Source organism: Streptomyces rectiviolaceus, assembly GCF_039533825.1.
GTDB classification, from domain to species: Bacteria; Actinomycetota; Actinomycetes; order Streptomycetales; family Streptomycetaceae; genus Streptomyces; species Streptomyces rectiviolaceus.
Genome location: NZ_BAAAUG010000021.1, coordinates 1 through 17,859, shown reverse-complemented (window position 1 = coordinate 17,859; position 17,859 = coordinate 1). Strand labels below are relative to the sequence as shown.

General features: G+C 70.7%; 18 protein-coding genes. 11 read left to right on the top strand and 7 right to left on the bottom strand.

What is annotated here, in order from left to right:
- The first annotated feature begins 54 nt into the window (after window positions 1–54).
- Together ABD378_RS05410 and ABD378_RS05405 are read left to right on the top strand one after the other, a co-directional pair.
- Window positions 55–633, top strand: a complete 579-nt coding sequence (locus ABD378_RS05410) for a phosphoesterase (RefSeq protein ID WP_344519249.1) — start codon at window positions 55–57, stop codon at window positions 631–633.
- Window positions 630–2,195 (top strand): alkaline phosphatase D family protein, encoded by a 1,566-nt coding sequence (locus ABD378_RS05405; RefSeq protein WP_344519248.1) that lies wholly within the window; start codon window positions 630–632, stop codon window positions 2,193–2,195. Before ABD378_RS05410 ends, ABD378_RS05405 begins: the two co-directional genes overlap by 4 nt.
- Window positions 2,196–2,378: 183 nt before the next feature.
- Here ABD378_RS05405 and ABD378_RS05400 read toward each other — a convergent pair whose 3' ends face one another.
- Together ABD378_RS05400 and ABD378_RS05395 are read right to left on the bottom strand one after the other, a co-directional pair.
- On the bottom strand, window positions 2,379–2,993 hold the full coding sequence (locus tag ABD378_RS05400) for a class I SAM-dependent methyltransferase (RefSeq protein ID WP_344519247.1): 615 nt from the start codon (window positions 2,991–2,993) through the stop codon (window positions 2,379–2,381).
- A 172-nt stretch (window positions 2,994–3,165) separates the two neighbouring features.
- Entirely contained in the window at window positions 3,166–3,777 is a 612-nt protein-coding gene (locus ABD378_RS05395) for a DUF2867 domain-containing protein (protein WP_344519245.1), read from the bottom strand.
- Window positions 3,778–3,949: 172 nt separating this feature from the next.
- On the opposite strand from ABD378_RS05395, the gene ABD378_RS05390 reads away from it, so the two are divergent.
- The 3 genes from ABD378_RS05390 (at window position 3,950) to ABD378_RS05380 (ending at window position 7,049) form a co-directional block, all read left to right on the top strand.
- Complete coding sequence (locus tag ABD378_RS05390) at window positions 3,950–4,579, top strand: TetR/AcrR family transcriptional regulator (RefSeq protein ID WP_344519244.1); 630 nt, start codon at window positions 3,950–3,952, stop codon at window positions 4,577–4,579.
- A gap of 476 nt (window positions 4,580–5,055) precedes the next feature.
- Entirely contained in the window at window positions 5,056–6,078 is a 1,023-nt protein-coding gene (locus tag ABD378_RS05385) for a DNA-directed RNA polymerase subunit alpha (RefSeq protein ID WP_344519243.1), read from the top strand.
- A gap of 461 nt (window positions 6,079–6,539) precedes the next feature.
- Window positions 6,540–7,049: a hypothetical protein gene (locus tag ABD378_RS05380; protein ID WP_344519242.1), complete on the top strand. Its 510-nt coding sequence runs from the start codon at window positions 6,540–6,542 to the stop codon at window positions 7,047–7,049.
- A gap of 376 nt (window positions 7,050–7,425) precedes the next feature.
- Here ABD378_RS05380 and ABD378_RS05375 read toward each other — a convergent pair whose 3' ends face one another.
- Window positions 7,426–7,797 carry a hypothetical protein gene (locus ABD378_RS05375; protein WP_344519241.1) on the bottom strand — a complete coding sequence of 124 codons (372 nt, stop codon included), beginning with the start codon at window positions 7,795–7,797 and terminating at the stop codon, window positions 7,426–7,428.
- A gap of 6 nt (window positions 7,798–7,803) precedes the next feature.
- On the opposite strand from ABD378_RS05375, the gene ABD378_RS05370 reads away from it, so the two are divergent.
- On the top strand, window positions 7,804–8,550 hold the full coding sequence (locus tag ABD378_RS05370; protein WP_344519240.1) for a helix-turn-helix domain-containing protein: 747 nt from the start codon (window positions 7,804–7,806) through the stop codon (window positions 8,548–8,550).
- Between the two features lie 79 nt (window positions 8,551–8,629).
- Here ABD378_RS05370 and ABD378_RS05365 read toward each other — a convergent pair whose 3' ends face one another.
- Entirely contained in the window at window positions 8,630–9,376 is a 747-nt protein-coding gene (locus tag ABD378_RS05365) for a TSUP family transporter (protein WP_386546520.1), read from the bottom strand.
- A 396-nt stretch (window positions 9,377–9,772) separates the two neighbouring features.
- On the opposite strand from ABD378_RS05365, the gene ABD378_RS05360 reads away from it, so the two are divergent.
- The 5 genes from ABD378_RS05360 (at window position 9,773) to ABD378_RS05340 (ending at window position 14,717) form a co-directional block, all read left to right on the top strand.
- Window positions 9,773–11,497, top strand: coding sequence for a DUF2207 domain-containing protein (locus ABD378_RS05360; protein WP_344519238.1), 1,725 nt, complete (start codon window positions 9,773–9,775; stop codon window positions 11,495–11,497).
- Window positions 11,498–11,756: 259 nt separating this feature from the next.
- Window positions 11,757–12,524, top strand: a complete 768-nt coding sequence (locus tag ABD378_RS05355; RefSeq protein WP_344519237.1) for an IclR family transcriptional regulator — start codon at window positions 11,757–11,759, stop codon at window positions 12,522–12,524.
- A gap of 95 nt (window positions 12,525–12,619) precedes the next feature.
- Window positions 12,620–13,645 (top strand): aromatic ring-hydroxylating dioxygenase subunit alpha, encoded by a 1,026-nt coding sequence (locus tag ABD378_RS05350; RefSeq protein WP_344519236.1) that lies wholly within the window; start codon window positions 12,620–12,622, stop codon window positions 13,643–13,645.
- Complete coding sequence (locus ABD378_RS05345) at window positions 13,642–13,809, top strand: hypothetical protein (protein WP_344519235.1); 168 nt, start codon at window positions 13,642–13,644, stop codon at window positions 13,807–13,809. Before ABD378_RS05350 ends, ABD378_RS05345 begins: the two co-directional genes overlap by 4 nt.
- Window positions 13,806–14,717, top strand: coding sequence for a PDR/VanB family oxidoreductase (locus ABD378_RS05340; protein ID WP_344519234.1), 912 nt, complete (start codon window positions 13,806–13,808; stop codon window positions 14,715–14,717). Before ABD378_RS05345 ends, ABD378_RS05340 begins: the two co-directional genes overlap by 4 nt.
- 71 nt (window positions 14,718–14,788) lie before the next feature.
- Here the strand turns inward: ABD378_RS05340 and ABD378_RS05335 are convergent, their stop codons facing one another.
- From ABD378_RS05335 to ABD378_RS05325, 3 genes are all read right to left on the bottom strand, one after another.
- A complete protein-coding gene (locus ABD378_RS05335; protein ID WP_344519233.1) occupies window positions 14,789–16,246 on the bottom strand; it encodes an FG-GAP-like repeat-containing protein in 1,458 nt (485 codons plus the stop codon).
- Window positions 16,247–16,480: 234 nt separating this feature from the next.
- On the bottom strand, window positions 16,481–17,215 hold the full coding sequence (locus ABD378_RS05330; protein ID WP_344519232.1) for a hypothetical protein: 735 nt from the start codon (window positions 17,213–17,215) through the stop codon (window positions 16,481–16,483).
- A gap of 151 nt (window positions 17,216–17,366) precedes the next feature.
- A partial coding sequence (locus tag ABD378_RS05325) for an aminoglycoside phosphotransferase family protein (RefSeq protein ID WP_344519231.1) occupies window positions 17,367–17,859 on the bottom strand: 493 nt, incomplete at its 5' end.

Genomic DNA, 17,859 nt, shown 5'->3' with positions numbered 1-17,859 from the left:
CATGCGGGACTGGTGGGCTGACCGCGCTCAACTCACCGATCACAGGAGGCGCGCGTGAATCTCGTCGTCAACGGCGACGCGGAGAGCGGGTCCGGCGGCACCGCCGACCCCGTCTCGAAGGTCAGCGGCTGGAAGGTCGCCCAGGGAGCCCCAGCGCTCATCGCCTACAGTCTCGGCGGCGGCTACCCGACCGCGTCGGACCCCGGTCCGGCCCGCCGCGGCAGCCGCTTCTACTCGGGCGGCAACAGCCCGCGCACCACGCTGACGCAGGACATCGACCTGCCCAGGAGCGGTCCGACCGGACGCCGCGCCGTCGACGCGGGCAAGGTCCGCTACACGCTGGCCGGCTGGCTCGGCGGCTTCGCCGGACAGGAGGACGGCGCGCGCCTCTCCGTGGAGTTCCGCGACGCCAAGGGCACCCCGGTCGCCCTCAGCGTCCTCGGCCCGGTCAGCGCGGCCGAACGGCAGGGCAAGACCGGGCTCCTGGAGCGCACGGCCGAGGCCGCCGTGCCGCCCACCGCCCGCTCGGCGCGGGTCCTGCTCGTCTTCACGCGCAGCGGCAGTGGCACCTCCAACGACGGCTACGCGGACGCCCTTTCCCTCACCCTCAGCGCCACCGGAGGCCGCCGATGACCGTCAACCGCCGTGACCTGCTCAAGTCCGCCGCGGCCGCAGGCGCGCTCAGCCTCGCCTGGCCGCTCGCTACGGGCCTCACCCCGGCGCAGGCCCGCGAGGCCGCCGAGAACCTGGGTGCCGAGTACGACCGCGCGCCCTTCACGCTCGGTGTCGCCTCCGGTGATCCGCAGCCGCACTCCGTGGTGCTGTGGACCAGACTCGCGCCCGAACCGCTCGCCGCCGAGCAGAGACTTCCCGAGGTCGTCGAGGTCGAATGGGTCGTCGCCAAGGACGCCCGGCTGCACCGCGTCGTCGCCCGGGGCACGGCACCCGCGTCAGCGACACTCGGCCACAGCGTGCACGTCCCGGTGAGCGGCCTCGCTCCCGGCCGCCATTACTGGTACGCGTTCAAGGCGCTCGGAAAGACGTCCCGCGTCGGGCGTACGAAGACGGCGCCGGCCGGCCGCGTCTCCAAGGTCACCTTCGCGGCCGCCAACTGCCAGGCGTTCCACGACGGGTTCTACGCCGCCCACCGCGGCATCGCCCGCGAGAACGTCGACTTCGTCATGCACCTGGGCGACTACATCTACGAGCACGGCCAGGTCGGCGGCGTACCCGAGCAGCATGTGCGCGACCATGACGGCCCGGAGATCCTCACGCTCGCCGACTACCGCAAACGGCACGCTCTCTACAAGGGCGACAAATCACTGCGTGAGGCGCACGCCGCCCACCCGTGGTTCCTGACGTGGGACGACCACGAGGTCGTCAACGACTACAGCGGCACAGGCGGCGGCGCCCCGTTCATGCGGCGCCGCGCGGCCGCGTACCAGGCGTGGTTCGAGCACATGCCGCACCGCGACTCCTTCGGCGGGTCCGCGCTGCCCGACCCGGAGATCCACCGGGTGCGGCGCTGGGGCGACCTCCTTGAGCTCGCCGTCCTTGACCTGCGCTCGTACCGCTCGGCGCAGAACCTGCCGGACGGCACGATCCTGGGCACCGAGCAGAAGGCGTGGCTCAAGAAGACCGTCGACCGCGCCCCCGACGCCTGGCACGTATGGGCCAACTCGATCATGCTGAGCCAGCTCCGGGGCCGTCCTGGCGGCTCGTACATGTTCACCGACCAGTGGGACGGCTTCCTCGCCGAGCGCAAGGAGGTCCTCGGGCACGTGCACGACAGCGGTCTGGAGGACCTGGTCGTCATCACCGGTGACTGGCACTCGGCGTTCGTCGACGACATCCGCACCGACTTCGACGAGCCGCAATCCCCGTTGGTGGGCACGGAGTTCACCGCGCACTCAATAACCTCCGGCGCGTACTCCGCGGACTGGAACGCGGCCAACGGCCCTCTGATGGGCAAGGCCAATCCGCACCTGAAGTACTTCGAGGGCAACCGGTACGGCTACGACGTGTACGAGGTGACACCGGAGCGGTTCAGCGCGCACATGCGGGTCATCGGTGACCGCCGCGACCCGCACTCGCCCGTCAGCACGCTGACGACGTTCCACGTGGACCGGGGCAAGGCCGGGTCCTACGAGGACGAGGACACGAAGGGGTCGCCCGCGCAGTACCGCAGGGACTGACACCGGGTTCCGACGTGCCCCGGCCCGGAGGCCGGGGCACGTTCAGGTGCCGTACCAGCCTGCCGCAGGGTCCTTCGGTGGTCGAGCTCGTTGTCGCGGCGCGGCCAGGCCAGAAACCCTGCCGGTGGTTGTTCCCGGCGCCGCGGCTTCGCCTGAACCGGCGACACCACCACACCCGTCCCTTCAGCCGCGATGCACCCGATGGACACTGACGGCGTAGCCGCCGCCCTCATAGGGGTGGGCGTCCCACGTCGCGAAGCGGTCGACAAGGGTGAGGCCGGCCGCGACGCAGTAGGCGTCGTACTCCGCCAGGGTGATGGTGGGCGATACCGGCAGGTGGGCTTCGTCCAGGCCGAATCCCGCGACCATGAGGCCGCCCGGCCGCAGGCTCGCAGCCAAGCGGCTGACCACCGTGGCCTCAGTACCCGCGGCGAGGAGCGGGAAGATGTTGCCGGCGGCGACCACGAGGTCGAAGTCCGCGGCAACAGGAAGCTCAGACGGGTCGAACGTTGCCAGATCGGCCTGGATCCAGGGCAGTTCCGGCGCCTGCCTGCGCGCCACGGCCAGCATGGAAGCATCGAGGTCGACCCCGACACAGTCGTACCCGAGCTCCGCCAACCGGATCATGACCCGGCCGGTACCGCACCCGGCATCCAGCACCCGCGCCCCGGTCGGCACCAACGCGGCGCACAACCGTGCCTCACCGTGCATCTCCTTGCCACTGTCGGCCAGGGCCGCGAACCGGGCGGCGTAGTCCTCTCCGGACGTCCCACCGGTCAGCTCTTCCCAACGGCTCATGACCAACAGGGTAGGCGAGCAGCACGAGTGCTCGCTCCCTGGCTGCCTCCGGGAGCCACTCCCCCGCAGGCGGGACGCTCGGGCATGGCAACCCTGAACCAATGGCAACCCTGAGCCAAGGGACAAGCTCAGGACGGGCACAGCTCCTTCTGCCCCTTGAGGGGCAGGGGTGTCAGTCGGCGGGGTCCGTCTTGGCGAGCAGGCGCGTGCGGTCTTGCCAGGCCTGTTCCCATTGACGGGTCAGTGCCGGGTAGATGAGCAGGTAGCGGAACGGTGCGATGAAGGCCATGTAGAGCCGTCCGAACAGCCCGTTGGGTTTGACCAGGGCCGCCATGTGCAGTTCGTATCCGCCGTCGTCGGTCGGTACCCAGCCCAGGTGCATGATGTCGTGGACGGTCTTGTTGGCCAGTTCGCGCGCGGCCTCGTCGTCGAGCAGGTACACCTCGGCGAACGGGTCGGTGCAGGGGGTGGCGTCCTTCGCGGTCCGGGCGAGGTCACGCGGGAGGCGGTCGCGCAGCGAGGCAACCCGCCTCCCCAGACCCGCCCGGGGATTCTCCCAGCCGAGCAGGCCACCGAGCTTCCATCGCACCGAGAACAGGAACCGGACCGCGGCGGGCTCCTTGCGAGTGTCGTAGGCCGCCTTGAGCGCGTCGAGCATCACGGGAAAGTCGTCGCGCCCGGCACCGGGGGCGCGGAAGGACCACACGTCCTCGATCCGGAAGTCGTGGGTGAACTCGTGGATCCGCCACGGCTGTGCGGTGTGGGCGGCTTTCGGGATTCGCATCTGTCATTCCTTCCGACCTGGTGCCCGCCGCCCGCTTGGGGCGGGGCGGACGGGCCGCTCCTGAGGACTGCGCGCCGCATGATGCGGCCAGTCGGCGACCGGGCCGAGGATCGCCGAACGACCAGTTACGGAACTGTCAGTTTCGATACTCCTGGTTCCGTATGATGCATCCATGTCTGCTCGAAATCAACCCCGAAGCCAGGGCGGTCGCCCCCGGGACAGTCGTGTCGATGGCGCCATCGCCTCCGCCGTGCTGGAGCTGCTGACCGAGGTGGGGTACGCGCACCTCACGATGTGCGAGGTGGCAGCGCGTGCCGGCGTGGGCAAGGCGGCGATCTACCGGCGCCACGCCACCAAGCAAGAAATGATCTTTGACGTCCTCACCCCGGGCCAGTTCCTGGCCGTGGCACCCGACCACGGATCGCTCCGCGCCGACCTTGCCGCCGTGCTCGCCGAGATCGCGGACAGCATGACCTCCCCACCGCCGGGGACGATTCCCGGCCTGCTGGCCGATATCCACGCCGACTCCGCCCTACTCAACCGGTTCGACGCGAAGTACCTCGGCGCCCAGCGCCGGACCCTCACCGAGATCCTGGACCGCGCGGTCGCACGCGGGGAGCTCACCACCCGCCCCGACCCGGCCATCCTCAACGCCCTGCTGGTCGGCCCCATCTTCGCCTGGTTGTTCCTGCTGTCCGGACCCCTCGACCAGCTCCCCGCACTTCTCGACGCGGTACTCGCCCTCACCAGCGCAGGGGCCTCTGCCGCCCCAGACGACTCCGGCAGTGAGGTGGTGACGTGAGCGATCTCGAAGCACCGATAGAAGGCACTCGGCAACCGCGACCACGGACAGCACCAGGATCACGACCAGGACACGCCCGCGCGCAGACACGGCAGCCTCCGTGACGGCTGAGTCGCCGATAGTGGCCCGCGCCTCTAGCGGCTGCTCCCCCCCTTCGACCTGGTCATCGGGGTGATCTGAGGGAGGTGAGAGACGCATGCGCCCGACCGGCGGATGCTTCAGGCAAGGGCTCTCCAGCGGTCGTGGCAGGCTTCCACCACGTCCCCGCTTTCGTTGGCGTCGCTGGGCGTGAGGCCTGGGCCTCGCCCCCACCGACGCCGCACTCGCCGCCTGCCGGGCGTCCGCCGACCGTTCTGAAATGTGCTCCCTGTCGCGAGTTCCGAGCCCAGACCGCCAGGTGAGGCTGTCCGGCCCGTTACCCTTCACAGTGTCTACGGCGTCAAATAGCGGGCGCCGACCACTGGAGGCACTACTTCATGCTGATTGCTCAGCGTCCCTCGTTGACCGAAGAGGTCGTCGACGAATTCCGCTCCCGGTTCGTGATCGAGCCGCTGGAGCCGGGCTTCGGCTACACCCTCGGCAACTCTCTGCGTCGGACCCTTCTCTCCTCGATCCCGGGTGCGGCTGTCACGTCCATCCGCATCGACGGTGTCCTGCACGAGTTCACCACCGTGCCGGGCGTCAAGGAAGACGTCACCGACCTCATCCTCAACATCAAGCAGCTGGTCGTCAGCAGCGAGCAGGACGAGCCCGTCGTGATGTACCTGCGCAAGCAGGGCCCGGGCCTCGTCACCGCCGCGGACATCGCGCCGCCGGCCGGTGTCGAGGTGCACAACCCCGACCTGGTCCTCGCCACGCTCAACGGCAAGGGCAAGCTGGAGATGGAGCTGACCGTCGAGCGCGGTCGCGGCTACGTCTCCGCCGTCCAGAACAAGCAGGTCGGCCAGGAGATCGGGCGCATCCCGGTCGACTCCATCTACTCGCCGGTCCTCAAGGTCACGTACAAGGTCGAGGCGACCCGTGTCGAGCAGCGCACCGACTTCGACAAGCTGATCGTCGACGTCGAGACCAAGCAGGCCATGCGGCCGCGTGACGCCATGGCGTCCGCCGGTAAGACCCTGGTCGAGCTCTTCGGTCTGGCCCGTGAGCTCAACACCGAGGCCGAGGGCATCGACATGGGCCCCTCCCCCACCGACGCCGCTCTCGCCGCCGACCTGGTACTGCCCATCGAGGACCTGGACCTCACCGTCCGGTCGTACAACTGCCTCAAGCGCGAGGGCATCCACTCCGTGGGGGAGCTCGTGTCCCGCTCCGAGGCGGACCTGCTCGACATCCGCAACTTCGGTGCGAAGTCGATCGACGAGATCAAGGCGAAGCTGCACGGCATGGGCCTCACGCTCAGGGACAGCCCGCCCGGATTCGACCCCATCGCCGCTGTCGACACCTACACCTCCGCAGACGACGCGGACGCCGGTTTCGTCGAGACCCAGCAGTACTGAACGCTGCGTGCCGGGTCGCGCGGGAGCCGGGAGCCACTCCCGGACCGCGCGGCCAGGCGCCCGCAGGAGCGGTGTCAGGGGCGTGCGTCTGAAACTCCGCGGCGCGCATGGTCGTTGGGCGCGTCCGGCAGGTTCAGCAAGGTGAGCCGCCCCCGTCTGGCTGCCGCGGCCTTCGGAAACTCCACGGCTTCATCCTGAACCGGCCCGCGGCGGCCCCCGTCGGGCGCTTCGATGCGCCGGGAGGCAGCCCTCATGGCGCCGCGCGGATCGATCGATATCGGTGCGCTGCTCGTCCTCGAGCTCCCCAAAGTGCCGGGCACTGTCACGGTGTTCGCAGGAACCCGTCCATCCTTCCGCTTTGTCCTCTGGCTCTGACGCGTGGATCCGGGCACGATCTCCTTGCTCCACCTGCACCACAGCTGTCTCACCGTCAGCACGGTCACCAGGAGGAAGGAACCCGTATGCGCATCCGCTCCGCGTTCACCGCGCTCGCGCTCACCACCGGCGCCCTGATCGCCCCCGGCTTCGGCGTTCTCACCACAGCCACCGACGCCTTCGCCGCCACCAAGATCAGCCATGCCACCGCAACCTCGATGTTCCGTGACGCCGGCGTCACCTGGTCGTCCTCCGGCGGCTGCTCGGACCGCAACAGACCGACGTGTACGTCCTTCGAGCAGCTCAATCTCGCCAGCGCACAAGGGGCTCAGACCCTCAAGCGCGCCAGTGGGTGCGCCCTCAACATCACGGGTGGCACCGAGACCGGCCACGCGAGCGGTACGTACTCGCACTGGAACGGATACAAGCTCGACTACGGCAAGAACACCTGCGTGACGAGCTACGTCAAGAACACCTTCACCTACATCGGCCCGCGCGGCGACGGCGCCCCGCAGTACAAGTCCGGCTCCGGCAACATCTACGCCGACGAGGGCAATCACTGGGACGTCCTCTACTACAACTGCGGCGGCTGCTGACTCCGGTGCGCCGGGCATACCCGACGATCTGCTGGGCAGGACATGCGGCTCGGTGTCCTCTCCGTCGACACCCCGGCAGCCGCGTCGCCCACGGCGTACACCTCAGGGTGCGAGACCGAGCGCAGGGTGGCGTCGAACCGTGACGCCCAGCCGGTCGAGCGTGCGCCGCAGGTGGGGCCGGGCTCGCGGCGCAAGCCCGGTCCCCACGTCATCGGCACGGGTGAACAGCCCGACTTGCAGCTCGGGGTAGCTTTCTGCCAGTTCCGAGGCGGTTTCCGGTTTCCACGCCGGTCAGCCCTGCGCCGACCACCGCGCCCGTGCCGCCGGACGCCGCGGCCTTCGGCCACCTCGGACAATCGTTCGCCGCGCATTGGCGTCAGGCCGCGGACGTGGCCACCGCAACCGCCCAGGCGATGTACAGGACGTTCACCACCAGCCGGGCCACCGCGCCGGCCGGCCGCTCCAGCAGCCGGGGACGGTCCGGCCGCGCGCGTCGCAGCGCGTCCACGTGGGACACCAGGTAACAGGTGATCAGGACGGCGGCGGCCCAGCCCCCGGCCGGTCTGCTGCACGGAACCAACACCAGGGCACCCACCACGACCTCCACCGCCCCACTGACGGCTACCAGTAGCCGCTCCCGGCCGAGCCATGCGGGCACCAGCGTGCGGAAGTAGCCGGGGGCCAGAAAGTGCATGACCCCCGTGACGACCAGGAACACCGCCAAGGCGACGGCAGCGATAGCGTGCATGGCACGATGATCCGTTCACCTCGCGCCTGGGCACTTGAACAAAACGATCGCCGCATCGTCTTCGCCTCCAGCCCCGAGGCGACGATGTTCGCCGAGTCCCGCCCGTTCCGCGTCGCCCACCACCGGCTGCCCGCGTGGAAAGCCGTGCTGCCGATCGGCGGCCACGCCCAACTCCTCCAGCCGGGACGGCCCATGGTGGCGGCGCCCGGACTGATCGTTCCGCCCCAGCTGGCCCACAGCTGTGCGGCAACCTCGCCCTACCTCGCCCTGTTCATCGACCCATGGCTACTGCCCTCCTGCCCGGAGCCGATACGGCTCGATGCCGGCGAGGTCCGCCGCCTGCTCGCCGCGCTCGGCACCACCGACTCCGACGGCCCCGGCGCCGGCGCCGGCGTGGATCTGACCGCCGGATACACCGAGTTGCGGGCACTCACCGGGCGCCCCTCCCCGCTCGATCCGAGAGTCGCCCACGCCGTCGACCTGTGCACGTCGCGCGATCCCGACCTGCCCATCACCTCCATCTCCACCGAGGTCGGCCTGTCGGCCCCGCGGCTGCGCGCCCTGGTCCGCCAGGACGTGGGCATCGCGCTGACCCGCCTGCGCCGATGGGGTCGGCTCCGCACCGCGATCGGCGACCTGCCGGATTCGACTGCCGCCCTGGCCGCAGCCACCGCAGGCTTCGCCGACCAGGCCCACCTCACTCGTACCGCACGGGACTTCATCGGGCGCACACCTGCCTCTCTGCAACGCTGAAGCGCAGGCCGCCTGGACGTCTTTCTGCAACGCGCGCGGGAAATGGATCTGTTGCGGGCATGGGGTTTGATCGAGCAGGTCAGCGCAGTGCGTTGATCGCGTACAGGGTGCCGAGTGTGGTGGCCAAGGTGCCGAGGAGGAGCCGGAGGAAGGTCTCGGGCATGCGCGGCTGGAAGCGGGCGCCGAGGTAACCGCCGATGAGCCCGCCTATGCCGCAGGCCAGGCCCAGGAACCAGTCGGGGGCGATGCTGCCCTTGTGGGTCAGGGACAGGAGAGCGTAGGTGGAGGCCCCGACAACAGAGGTGGCGAAGGTGGAGGCGAGCGCGGCCGGGGCAACCTTGGCGACAGGAACGCCGCGCCCGACGAGGACGGGGCCGAGGATCGAGCCGCCGCCGATGCCGTAGATGCCGCCGACGACTCCGACCGCGAGCGCCAGGCCGGTGACCGTACGGCGTGCAGGCTCAGGGCGTCGGACCTCCGGGGGCACAGGACGGAGGGTCCGAACGATGAGCCAGGTGCCGAGCGGCAGCATCAGAGCGGCGATCAGGAGGCGGAAGACGTTCGGGCCCGGGAGGGCGAACACGCGGATGACGGCTCCGAGGACCACGCCGGGCAGGGTGCCCAGCACAAGGAGGCGTACGAGCGGTCCGGTCAGGGCGCCGTCGCGTCGGTATCGCAGCAGGGCACCAGGCCCCGCCACCACGTTGTAGAGCAGGTTCGTGGGCGTGACGGCCGGGTTGGGCACGGCGAAGACACTGAGCTGCACCGGCAGTAGGAACACCGCCCCGGACACACCGACCGGCGCGGTCACCACGGCTATCAGCATCCCGACCGCAAGGCCGGCCACCCCCAGCTCCCACTCCACCCGTTGCCCCCGCGCGCCGCCGCTTGCCCGATTGGCCTCCCGCGACAGCGTAGATCGCGCGCATCTCGGCTTGCCCCGCGCGCGGTGCGCTCGTCTTGCCTGGCCCGTCCGGAACACTCCGACTCCACGTCCCCTGCCCCATGTTGGCTGCCTGCCAGGGTGCGGATGCTGTGCCCCGCACGGAAGTTCGCTGCAGGGGCGCGGATAGCCTGACCGGTATCAGCAGGACGACAGCGTGCCGTGCGGGCGCGGCGGCCTCCTGATCTCGGGGAGCGGCACAGTGGGGGGCGGCATGAGGACGCGAGCTATCTGGGAGCGCCGGCGGCGGGATTCTCTGCTGCTGCTCGGTGTGGCGCCGTGGTGGGGCTGGTCGCGCTGCTCACCGCGTGGCTGGGCCGTCCCGGAGAGCGGATCCATACGTTGCGGGCCGGGGCGGAAGTCCAGGGGGACGGCGGTCTGCGAGTGACCGAGACGATCGACTACGACTTCGCGGGCGAGGAGCGGCACGGGATCTGGCGCAAGGTGACCAGAACCGAGACCGGCAGCCCGGAGGACGTCCAGGTCACGATGGATGGGCGGCCGGTGGACTTCCGCGCCGCGGACGTTCCTGACGGGACCCGGGTGGTCGTCGGTGACCCGGCGGACACGGTGACGGGTCGGCACCGGTACGAGATCGCGTACACGCTGCCTGGTGTCATCGACGAGGACGGCTTCGGCTGGGATGCCGTCGGCAACGACTGGGAGGTGCCGATCGGACGCGCCGAGGCGCACCTCACGGCACCGCACGGTCTGACGCAGCCGCGCTGCGTGTGGGGCGATCAAGGCGATGACCGCCCGTGCGCGCGCATCGAGCAGCCCTCCGACGGTCGTGTCGACGTGGCCGCCGAGGGGCTGGAGCCCGGTCAGGGCATGACGGTCTACGCGGGCAAGGGCGAGGCCCTCGCGGGCGGGACGGAGACGCTGCCGCAGCCGTCGAAGACCTTCACAGCCGCGCCGGACGGCGACTCGGTCTGGTCCGGCTGGACCCTCGCCACCGGTGCGTCGCTCGGTGCGGCGATGCTGGTCACCTGGCTGATCCGGCTCGTTGGCCGTAGTCCGGTGAAGTCGGCCGACGGTCGGCTGCGCCGTGACCTCGGTCGGCTCGCCGCCGCTCTGGAGCCCTCGCCGACGCCGCCCGAAGGGCTGACCCCGGCCCACGGCGGCATCCTTCTCGCGGACCGGGTGCGGGCCGAGCACCGGACGGCCGTTCTCATGTACGCCATGGCCACCGGGCACCTGGAGCTCTCGGGGAAGAAGAGCAAGCCGCTGCTCCGCCTGCCCGAGCGGGTACCGGATCGTGGCGCCGACCCGCTGACCGGGGAGGTCCTGCGGACGATCTTCAAGCGCGGTCAGAAGATCCGGCTCGGCCAGTACCGCAAGGGCTTCTCCGCCGGCTGGCGGCTGCTCGGCGAACGACTGCGCGACTGGCACCGCGGCGGCGGCGACGGCCTGTGGATGCCGTACGCGCGCACGCTGTGGCTGACTGCCTTGGTGGTCGGCGGGGTCGCGGTGGGCGCCGGCGTGACGGTGCTCTGTCTGGGTTCCGCGGACGTGAGCGATCCGGACTCGGCCTGGCACACCCCGGTGCTGGTGGGCTCCGCGGTGGCCGCAGCCGGTGCGACCCTGCTTCTGCGCGGCTGGGAGCTGCGGCGACGGACTCCGCGCGGCGCCCAACTGTGGCTGCGGACCGAGGCGTTCCGCCGCTACCTCGCCGAGCCGGACGGCCGGCTTCCCGCCCCGCAGGACACCGACACGTACACGGCGTGGTCCGTCGCGCTGGGCGAGACCGCGGCCTGGACGGCGGTGGCCGAGCAGTCCCTCCGCGCAGCTGCCGTCGCCGGCGCCGCGGCCGACGCCGATGACCAGCAGCGGCTGCACCTGTACGCCCTCACGATGACCGGTACCGCGGACCGCACCGCGTCCAGCCCGTCGTCGGGAGGGAGCGGCGGCGGATCGTCATCCGGCGGGGGCGGCTCTTCCGACAGCGGCGGGGGTGGCGGAACCGGTGGTGGTGACGGTGGCGGAGGCGGCGGATCCTGGTAGGCGCGCCTCCCCCATTCCGCCCGCCTCACGCCGTGTGATGGGCTCGTATGCTGCGGCGTGCGCCGCCCCCTGCTGCGGCGTGCACTTGATCAAGAGTGTCGGCGCGCCATACGGTGCCGCCACATAACCGCGCACACCCAGGTCAGGAGTCTCCGATGAGCCGACTCACCGTGGAGGGCACGGCGGTCGGCCCAACCCACAGACGTCCGGGCCGGCCGGGATTTCTCGGCGGCCGCTGCCCCTCCGGCAGAGCTGCCCGATGAACCGTTCCGCCGTCGACCGCCTCCTCGACGTCCTGGGCGCCTTCGACCAGGCGCATCCCGCCCTGACGCTCACTCAACTCGCGCACCGCGCCGACCTGCCGCTGGCCACCGCGCACCGGCTCGTCGGCGCGCTGGCGCAGTGGGGCGCCCTGGAGCGGGACGAGGCCGGGCTGTATCACGTGGGGCTGCGCCTGTGGGAGATCGCCGCGCTCGCCCCGCGCGGCCTCGGGCTGCGGCAAGCGGCGCTGCCCTTCCTGGAGGACCTGTACGAGGCCACGCACGAGAACGTCCATCTCGCCGTGCGGGACGGCCTGGAGGTCGTCTACATCGAGCGGCTCTCCGGACGTTCCGCGGTGGGCGTGCACTCGCGGGTCGGCGCGCGCTGGCCACTGCACGCCACCGGAGTCGGACTCGTCCTGCTCGCCCATGGGGGCCTCGACCTCCAGGACCGGTACGCCACAGGCACCCTGGCCGCGTTCACGCCGTACACGGTGACCGATCCGGATCGGCTGCGGCGGTTGCTCGCCGAAGTGCGGCGCGGCGGGGTCGCGGTGAGCGACCGTCAGATCACCGACGATGCGCTGTCGGTGGCGGCACCGGTGCGCGGACCGCGCGGGGACGTGGTCGCCGCGGTCTCGGTCGTCGTACCGGTGACGGGGGCGCGGACACCCGCGCTGATTCCAGCGGTCCAGCTGGCCGGACGCGGCATCTCGCGTGCCCTGGGCTGGCAACCCGTCTCGTCCGGGCCTCCGGCTTCCGCCTGACAGAAGTCGCGTTGTGGGGGTGTGGGTCAGGTCACCACTCTGTTCCACGACGCGGAGCGACGGTGCTCCGCGCAGTGACAGGAGGGACGCCTGCCATGACCGCCATGACCGCCGATCACACCGCTTTCGCCCGCAACCAGTGGTACGTCGCCGCTTGGTCCTCCGAGGTCGGCCGCGAACTCCTCGGTCGTACGGTCCTCGGAGAACCGCTTGCCCTCTACCGCACGCAGGCGGGAGAACCGGTCGTCCTCGCCGACCGCTGTGTGCACCGCCGCTACCCGCTCTCGGCGAGCGGTCTCGACGGTGACCGGGTCGTGTGCGGATACCACGGGTTCACCTACGACACGACCGGGACGTGCGTGTACGTGCCGGGGCAGAAACGCGTTCCGCGTACAGCGCGGGTGAGTTCGTACCCGGTCGCCGAGGTCGACGCGATGGTGTGGGTGTGGATCGGTGACCCGGAACTCGCCGACGCCGACGTGATCCCGCGGGCCCCGCACCTGGCCGAGGACGGCTGGGTGACCGTGCGGGGGATGGAGCCGATCGACGCCGACTACGGCCTCCTGGTCGACAACCTGATGGACCTCTCCCACGAGACGTATCTGCACGGCGGCTACATCGGCACCCCGGAGGTCGCCGAGACGCCGATCACCACCGAGGTCGACGAAGCCGCCGGGATCGTACGCGTCTCGCGGCACATGGCCGACGCCGAGTGCCCGCCCTTCTACGCCCGTTCCACCGGGATCGAGGGCCGCATCCAGCGATTGCAGGACATCGAGTACCACGCGCCCTGCCTGTATCTGCTGCACAGCCGCATCAGCCCGTCCGGGGCCGATTCCCCGGTGTTCCGTACGGAGATCACGTACGCCATCACGCCATCGGCACCCGGCAAGGTGTACGACTTCTGGGCGGTCTCCCGGAACTTCGCCGTCGACGACCACGAAGTGACCGTCTTCCTGCGGGACTTCAACCACACGGTCGTCATGCAGGACGTGGACGCGCTCAACCTGCTGCAACGCTCCCTGAACACCGAGCCCGCCGGCTACCAGGAGCTCAGCATCAACATCGACACCGGCGGCCTGGCCGCCCGCCGCATCCTCGCCAAGCTGGCCGCGGGATGAGCGGCGACGTCTTCCGCGTCGACTGGCTCCCCGGCACCGACCTCCTCAACGGCTCCTGCCACTGCGGCGCGCGCCACGCGTGCCAGGATCCCGTCGCGATGTGGGAGTGGATGCTCGCCCACCCCGACCACCCCACCACCACCGAGGAGGACCACGCCTCGTGAGCGAGTTGCTCGATCTCGTCGTCGCCGAACGCCGCCAGGAAACCGCCGACGTCGTCTCCCTGTTGCTGCGCCGCCCCGACGGCGCGCCGCTGCCCGCGTGGGAGCCAGGCGCCCATGTTGATCTCGTCCTGCCCGACAACCTTGAGCGGCAGTACTCGCTGTGCGGCGGCGACGCCCGTTCCTGGCGGATCGCCGTGCTGCGGCAGCGGCAGGGGCGCGGCGGATCCGCGTATGTGCACGGTGATTTGGGGTCCGGCGCCCGGGTGCATGCCCGGGGGCCGCGCAATCACTTCCGTCTTGAGGCGGCAACCTCGTACCGGTTCGTGGCGGGCGGCATCGGCATCACCCCGATCCTGCCGATGCTGAACGCCGCCGCCGGCGAATGGTCGTTGTACTACGGCGGCCGCTCCCACCAATCGATGGCGTTCACCGAGGAGTTGACGGCCAGACACCCCACCGACCGGATCCGGTTGTGCGAGGGGCCGCTCGACCTTCCGGAGTACCTGGCCGGTCTGCGGCCCGGTGAACTCGTCTACGCCTGCGGTCCGGAATCCCTGCTCGCCGCCGTCGAGGCGATCGTGCCGCCCGAGGTCCTGCGCACCGAGCGTTTCATCGCGACGCGGGCCGACTCCGCCGGGGATACACCTTTCGAGGTCGAACTCGCCCGATCCGGCCGTACGTTGACGGTCCCGGCCGACCAGTCCATCCTCGCCACATTGCAGCGGGCCGGGGTAGAGGTCCTCTACTCCTGCACCGAAGGCACCTGCGGCACCTGCGAGACGGAGGTGGTGGCCGGGAGGGTCGACCACCGCGACAGCGTGCTCACCGCGCAGGAGCGGGCCTGCAACGACACGCTCATGGTGTGCGTGTCACGGGCGAAGGAGGGGCGACTCACCCTGGACCTTTGACGGGCGCGGGTCTGGGTGAGCGGCACCCTCCAGCCAGACAGGGGAGCCTTGCGAAATTTCTGTCTACGTGCTCAGGAGCCCGACATGGCGTCCCCGAACATGGGGTCCTCCCCCGAGTTCCCGATGCCGACGGACGACGCACCGAAGCTCACCGCGCCCGTGGCCGTGACGCCTTGGGTGGAGCCGCGCAGGACCCACACGGCGCCGTCGTCGCTGTTCTCGCCGCCCGCGCCCACCGACAGATCGGCGCGGCCGTCCTTGTTGTGGTCGGCGAGGTGGATGGCGTCGCCGAACATGTCCGACGACTCGTTGGCGCCCGGGACACCCGGGGTGCCCTGGTTGAAGGACTGGGCGCCGGTCGCCGTCAGGCCGGAGGCGCCGCCGCGCAGCACCCAGACGTTGCCTGCGGCGGTCGCGGAGCCGATGGCCTCGAACACCGCGCCGACGGCGAGGTCCGGGTAGCCGTCACCGTTGACGTCGCCCGCGGCGAGCGCGCCGCCGAACGAGTCGTGGGACTCGTCCTCTCCCGGCACACCCGCGGTGTCCTGGCTGAAGACGGCGCTGCGAGTGGTGTCGACGCCCGCCGCGCCGCCGTAGAACACGGTGGCGTAGCCGCCCTGCGCCGTCTGGTCCGTGACGGAGACGAAGTCGGTGCCGACGACCAGGTCGTCGTGACCGTCACGGTCGAAGTCGGCCACGGTGAGCGCGCCCGCGTATCCCGCGCCCACCTCGGTCTGCAGCGTGAGCCCGGTCGAGGCGCCCCGGTAGACGAAGTTGCCCGCGGAGGACCCCACCACCACGTCGTCCGTCCCGTCGTCGTCGAAGTCCCCGGCGGCCAGCTGGACGGCGCCCCTGGGGTACGCGCCGGACTCGATCTGCGCGTCGAAGCGCAGCTTCCCTGCCGCGCCCGCGGACTTGGTGAATCCGCCCTTGAAGATCCACACGTCCTTTCCGGTGGAACCGACCGCCAGATCGTCCTTCCCGTCACCGGTGAAGTCGCCGACCGCGAGGGACTGGCCGAACCGGTCGTGGCCCGAGGCGTTCGGGTCGCTGATCGTCGTGCCGCCCGACAGGCCGGACGAGCCGCCCCACAGGATCGTGACCGAACCGCCGTCGGCGTCGCCGCTGACGTCCTCATGCGGTGTGCCCACGACGAGATCGCCGTAGCCGTCGTTGTTGAGGTCGCCGTGCGCGAGTTCGGTGCCGAAGCGGTCGGAGGTCTCCGATGCGCCCGGCACGCCGGAGGAACTCTGCGATGTGGTCTTGTGGCGCGCGGCGCTGATACCGCTCGACGAGCCGTAGTTGACGACCACGGCGCCCGCCTTCGCCTTCCCGCCCGCGACAGCACCCGGGGCGCCGGTCGCCAGATCGCGGTAGCCGTCACCGTTGAAGTCATCGGCGAGACCCGACCCGGCGGCACTCGCACCGCCGGGCAGGGTGATGAGCAGGCCACCGGCCAGAGCGGCGGCGACTGCGGTGGCGCCCAGGACGACGGGGCGCCGGGAGCGCTTGTGATGGGGGCGGGACATGGGTTCGGTTCCTCCAGGACATCCGTGCGAACTCACAGATGACCTCTGGTGAGCCTGAAGGGTTGTACGGGAAAGGAGAGGCGAGGAGAGGAGAGGTTTCAGGTCAAGGCCAGGGGCGAGGCCAAGGTCGACGCCGAGATCCGCGGCCACCGCGTGCTGTTCTTCGGCGTCATGGGTGCACTGGTCTTCCGAGGCCACTTCCTCTGGTCCGCTCGCTGCTCCAGACCCAAGTGCCTAGCTGCCCCGAAGCCGGGCCACCGCCCGCCCGGACTCCGGGTCGTTCTCCAGCACCACGTACCGGCTTAGGACGGCGAGGGCGACGAGGCAGCCGCTCATCTCCAACCCCTCCTCCACGATCGTTCCCAGCATGAGCACGGTGCTGTGGCCGTTCGCATGCGCCCAGCCGTTCAACCCCTCGGTCAGCAGCGCCCCTCCCAGATACACCGCCAGTGCGGCAAGGAGCCCGACCCGCAGGTCACGCGGGAGCTTCCGCGCCCACAGCACGGCGCACAGGGTGCCCACCGCCGCGAGGACCGCACCGGGCAACACCCAGGCGTGCGTGGGCAGCGAGCCCCCGGCCCACTCCTTCCACGACCGGCCGACCTCGCCGAGGCGCTCGTGCAACGAAACCGTCTCGTCGAGGCTGAGCAGTGCGGCCGCGGCGGCAAGGCCCAGCCAGGACTGCCGCCCCGGGCGCGCGCCGCGCCCGCTGAGCAGCGCAGCCGTCAGCGCCATGCCCGCCACGGCAAGCAGCAACGTGCTGTTCCACCAGGTGGCCAGGTTGGCCTCGACGTCGACGTTCACCAACCTGCGGACGGTCGGGATGGGGTCGTAGTGGTTGTAGGCGCGCGTGGCGAGGTCGGCGACGAGCAAGGCCGCGGTGGCGCCTGCGGCGAACCATAAGACGCGGCGAGCCGGCGGTCTCGCGAGCTCACCCACGAGCCGGTCGGACATTTGAGAATCGGTCATGCGTACGGAGGCTAGCGGCACGATCAGCGGACGAAGTACGCGGGGCGCCCCGTATGGGGCTCCTTCAGACATCCATCGTGCCCGAACTCGGCCACTGCACCCAGGGGTTGGCTGGGCACCGGCCCGCCGTACGCAGTCGGGCCCGCGCTCCTCACATCCGGGATCTCAGTACGTCGACCTCACAGCCCGGCGCGGACGGGTCGAAGCCGTGCTCGACCAGCCAGCGAACCCCCAGCAGGCTTCGCAACGACCACCACGCGCGGATCACGTCGAGGTCGACGTCGGTGCCATAACCGGCGACGACGTCGCCGAGGTGCTCCTCGTGTCCGAGCGTCAAGGTGGCGAGGTCGTACAGGGCATCACCCTGGCCCGCCTCGGACCAGTCGATGATGCCCGTGATCTCGTCACCGTCGACGAACACGTGAGCGATCTGCAGGTCGCCGTGCGTGAACGCCGGAGTCCACGGCCGGAGCGCGGCCTCGGCGACCTGGCGGTTGCGGGTGACCAGGTCGGCGGGCAGGACCCCGTTCGCCACGAGCAACTCGCACTCGCCGTCGAGTTCCGCCGCCAACTCGTCGAGGCCCCGGCCGGCCCGGCCGGGCCGGGGCGGCAACGGCGCGTCGTGCAACTTCCGGACGGCGGCG

Excerpts from the sequence above, each read along its gene's own strand:
- ABD378_RS05385 (WP_344519243.1), top strand. The coding sequence starts at position 5,056 with ATGCTGATTGCTCAGCGTCCCTCGTTGACCGAAGAGGTCGTCGACGAA.
- ABD378_RS05335 (WP_344519233.1), bottom strand. The coding sequence starts at position 16,246 with ATGTCCCGCCCCCATCACAAGCGCTCCCGGCGCCCCGTCGTCCTGGGC.
- ABD378_RS05330 (WP_344519232.1), bottom strand. The coding sequence starts at position 17,215 with ATGACCGATTCTCAAATGTCCGACCGGCTCGTGGGTGAGCTCGCGAGA.
- ABD378_RS05405 (WP_344519248.1), top strand. The coding sequence starts at position 630 with ATGACCGTCAACCGCCGTGACCTGCTCAAGTCCGCCGCGGCCGCAGGC.
- ABD378_RS05365 (WP_386546520.1), bottom strand. The coding sequence starts at position 9,376 with ATGCTGATAGCCGTGGTGACCGCGCCGGTCGGTGTGTCCGGGGCGGTG.
- ABD378_RS05350 (WP_344519236.1), top strand. The coding sequence starts at position 12,620 with ATGACCGCCATGACCGCCGATCACACCGCTTTCGCCCGCAACCAGTGG.
- ABD378_RS05370 (WP_344519240.1), top strand. The coding sequence starts at position 7,804 with ATGATCCGTTCACCTCGCGCCTGGGCACTTGAACAAAACGATCGCCGC.
- ABD378_RS05390 (WP_344519244.1), top strand. The coding sequence starts at position 3,950 with ATGTCTGCTCGAAATCAACCCCGAAGCCAGGGCGGTCGCCCCCGGGAC.
- ABD378_RS05400 (WP_344519247.1), bottom strand. The coding sequence starts at position 2,993 with ATGAGCCGTTGGGAAGAGCTGACCGGTGGGACGTCCGGAGAGGACTAC.
- ABD378_RS05395 (WP_344519245.1), bottom strand. The coding sequence starts at position 3,777 with ATGCGAATCCCGAAAGCCGCCCACACCGCACAGCCGTGGCGGATCCAC.
- ABD378_RS05345 (WP_344519235.1), top strand. The coding sequence starts at position 13,642 with ATGAGCGGCGACGTCTTCCGCGTCGACTGGCTCCCCGGCACCGACCTC.
- ABD378_RS05355 (WP_344519237.1), top strand. The coding sequence starts at position 11,757 with ATGAACCGTTCCGCCGTCGACCGCCTCCTCGACGTCCTGGGCGCCTTC.
- ABD378_RS05380 (WP_344519242.1), top strand. The coding sequence starts at position 6,540 with ATGCGCATCCGCTCCGCGTTCACCGCGCTCGCGCTCACCACCGGCGCC.
- ABD378_RS05375 (WP_344519241.1), bottom strand. The coding sequence starts at position 7,797 with ATGCACGCTATCGCTGCCGTCGCCTTGGCGGTGTTCCTGGTCGTCACG.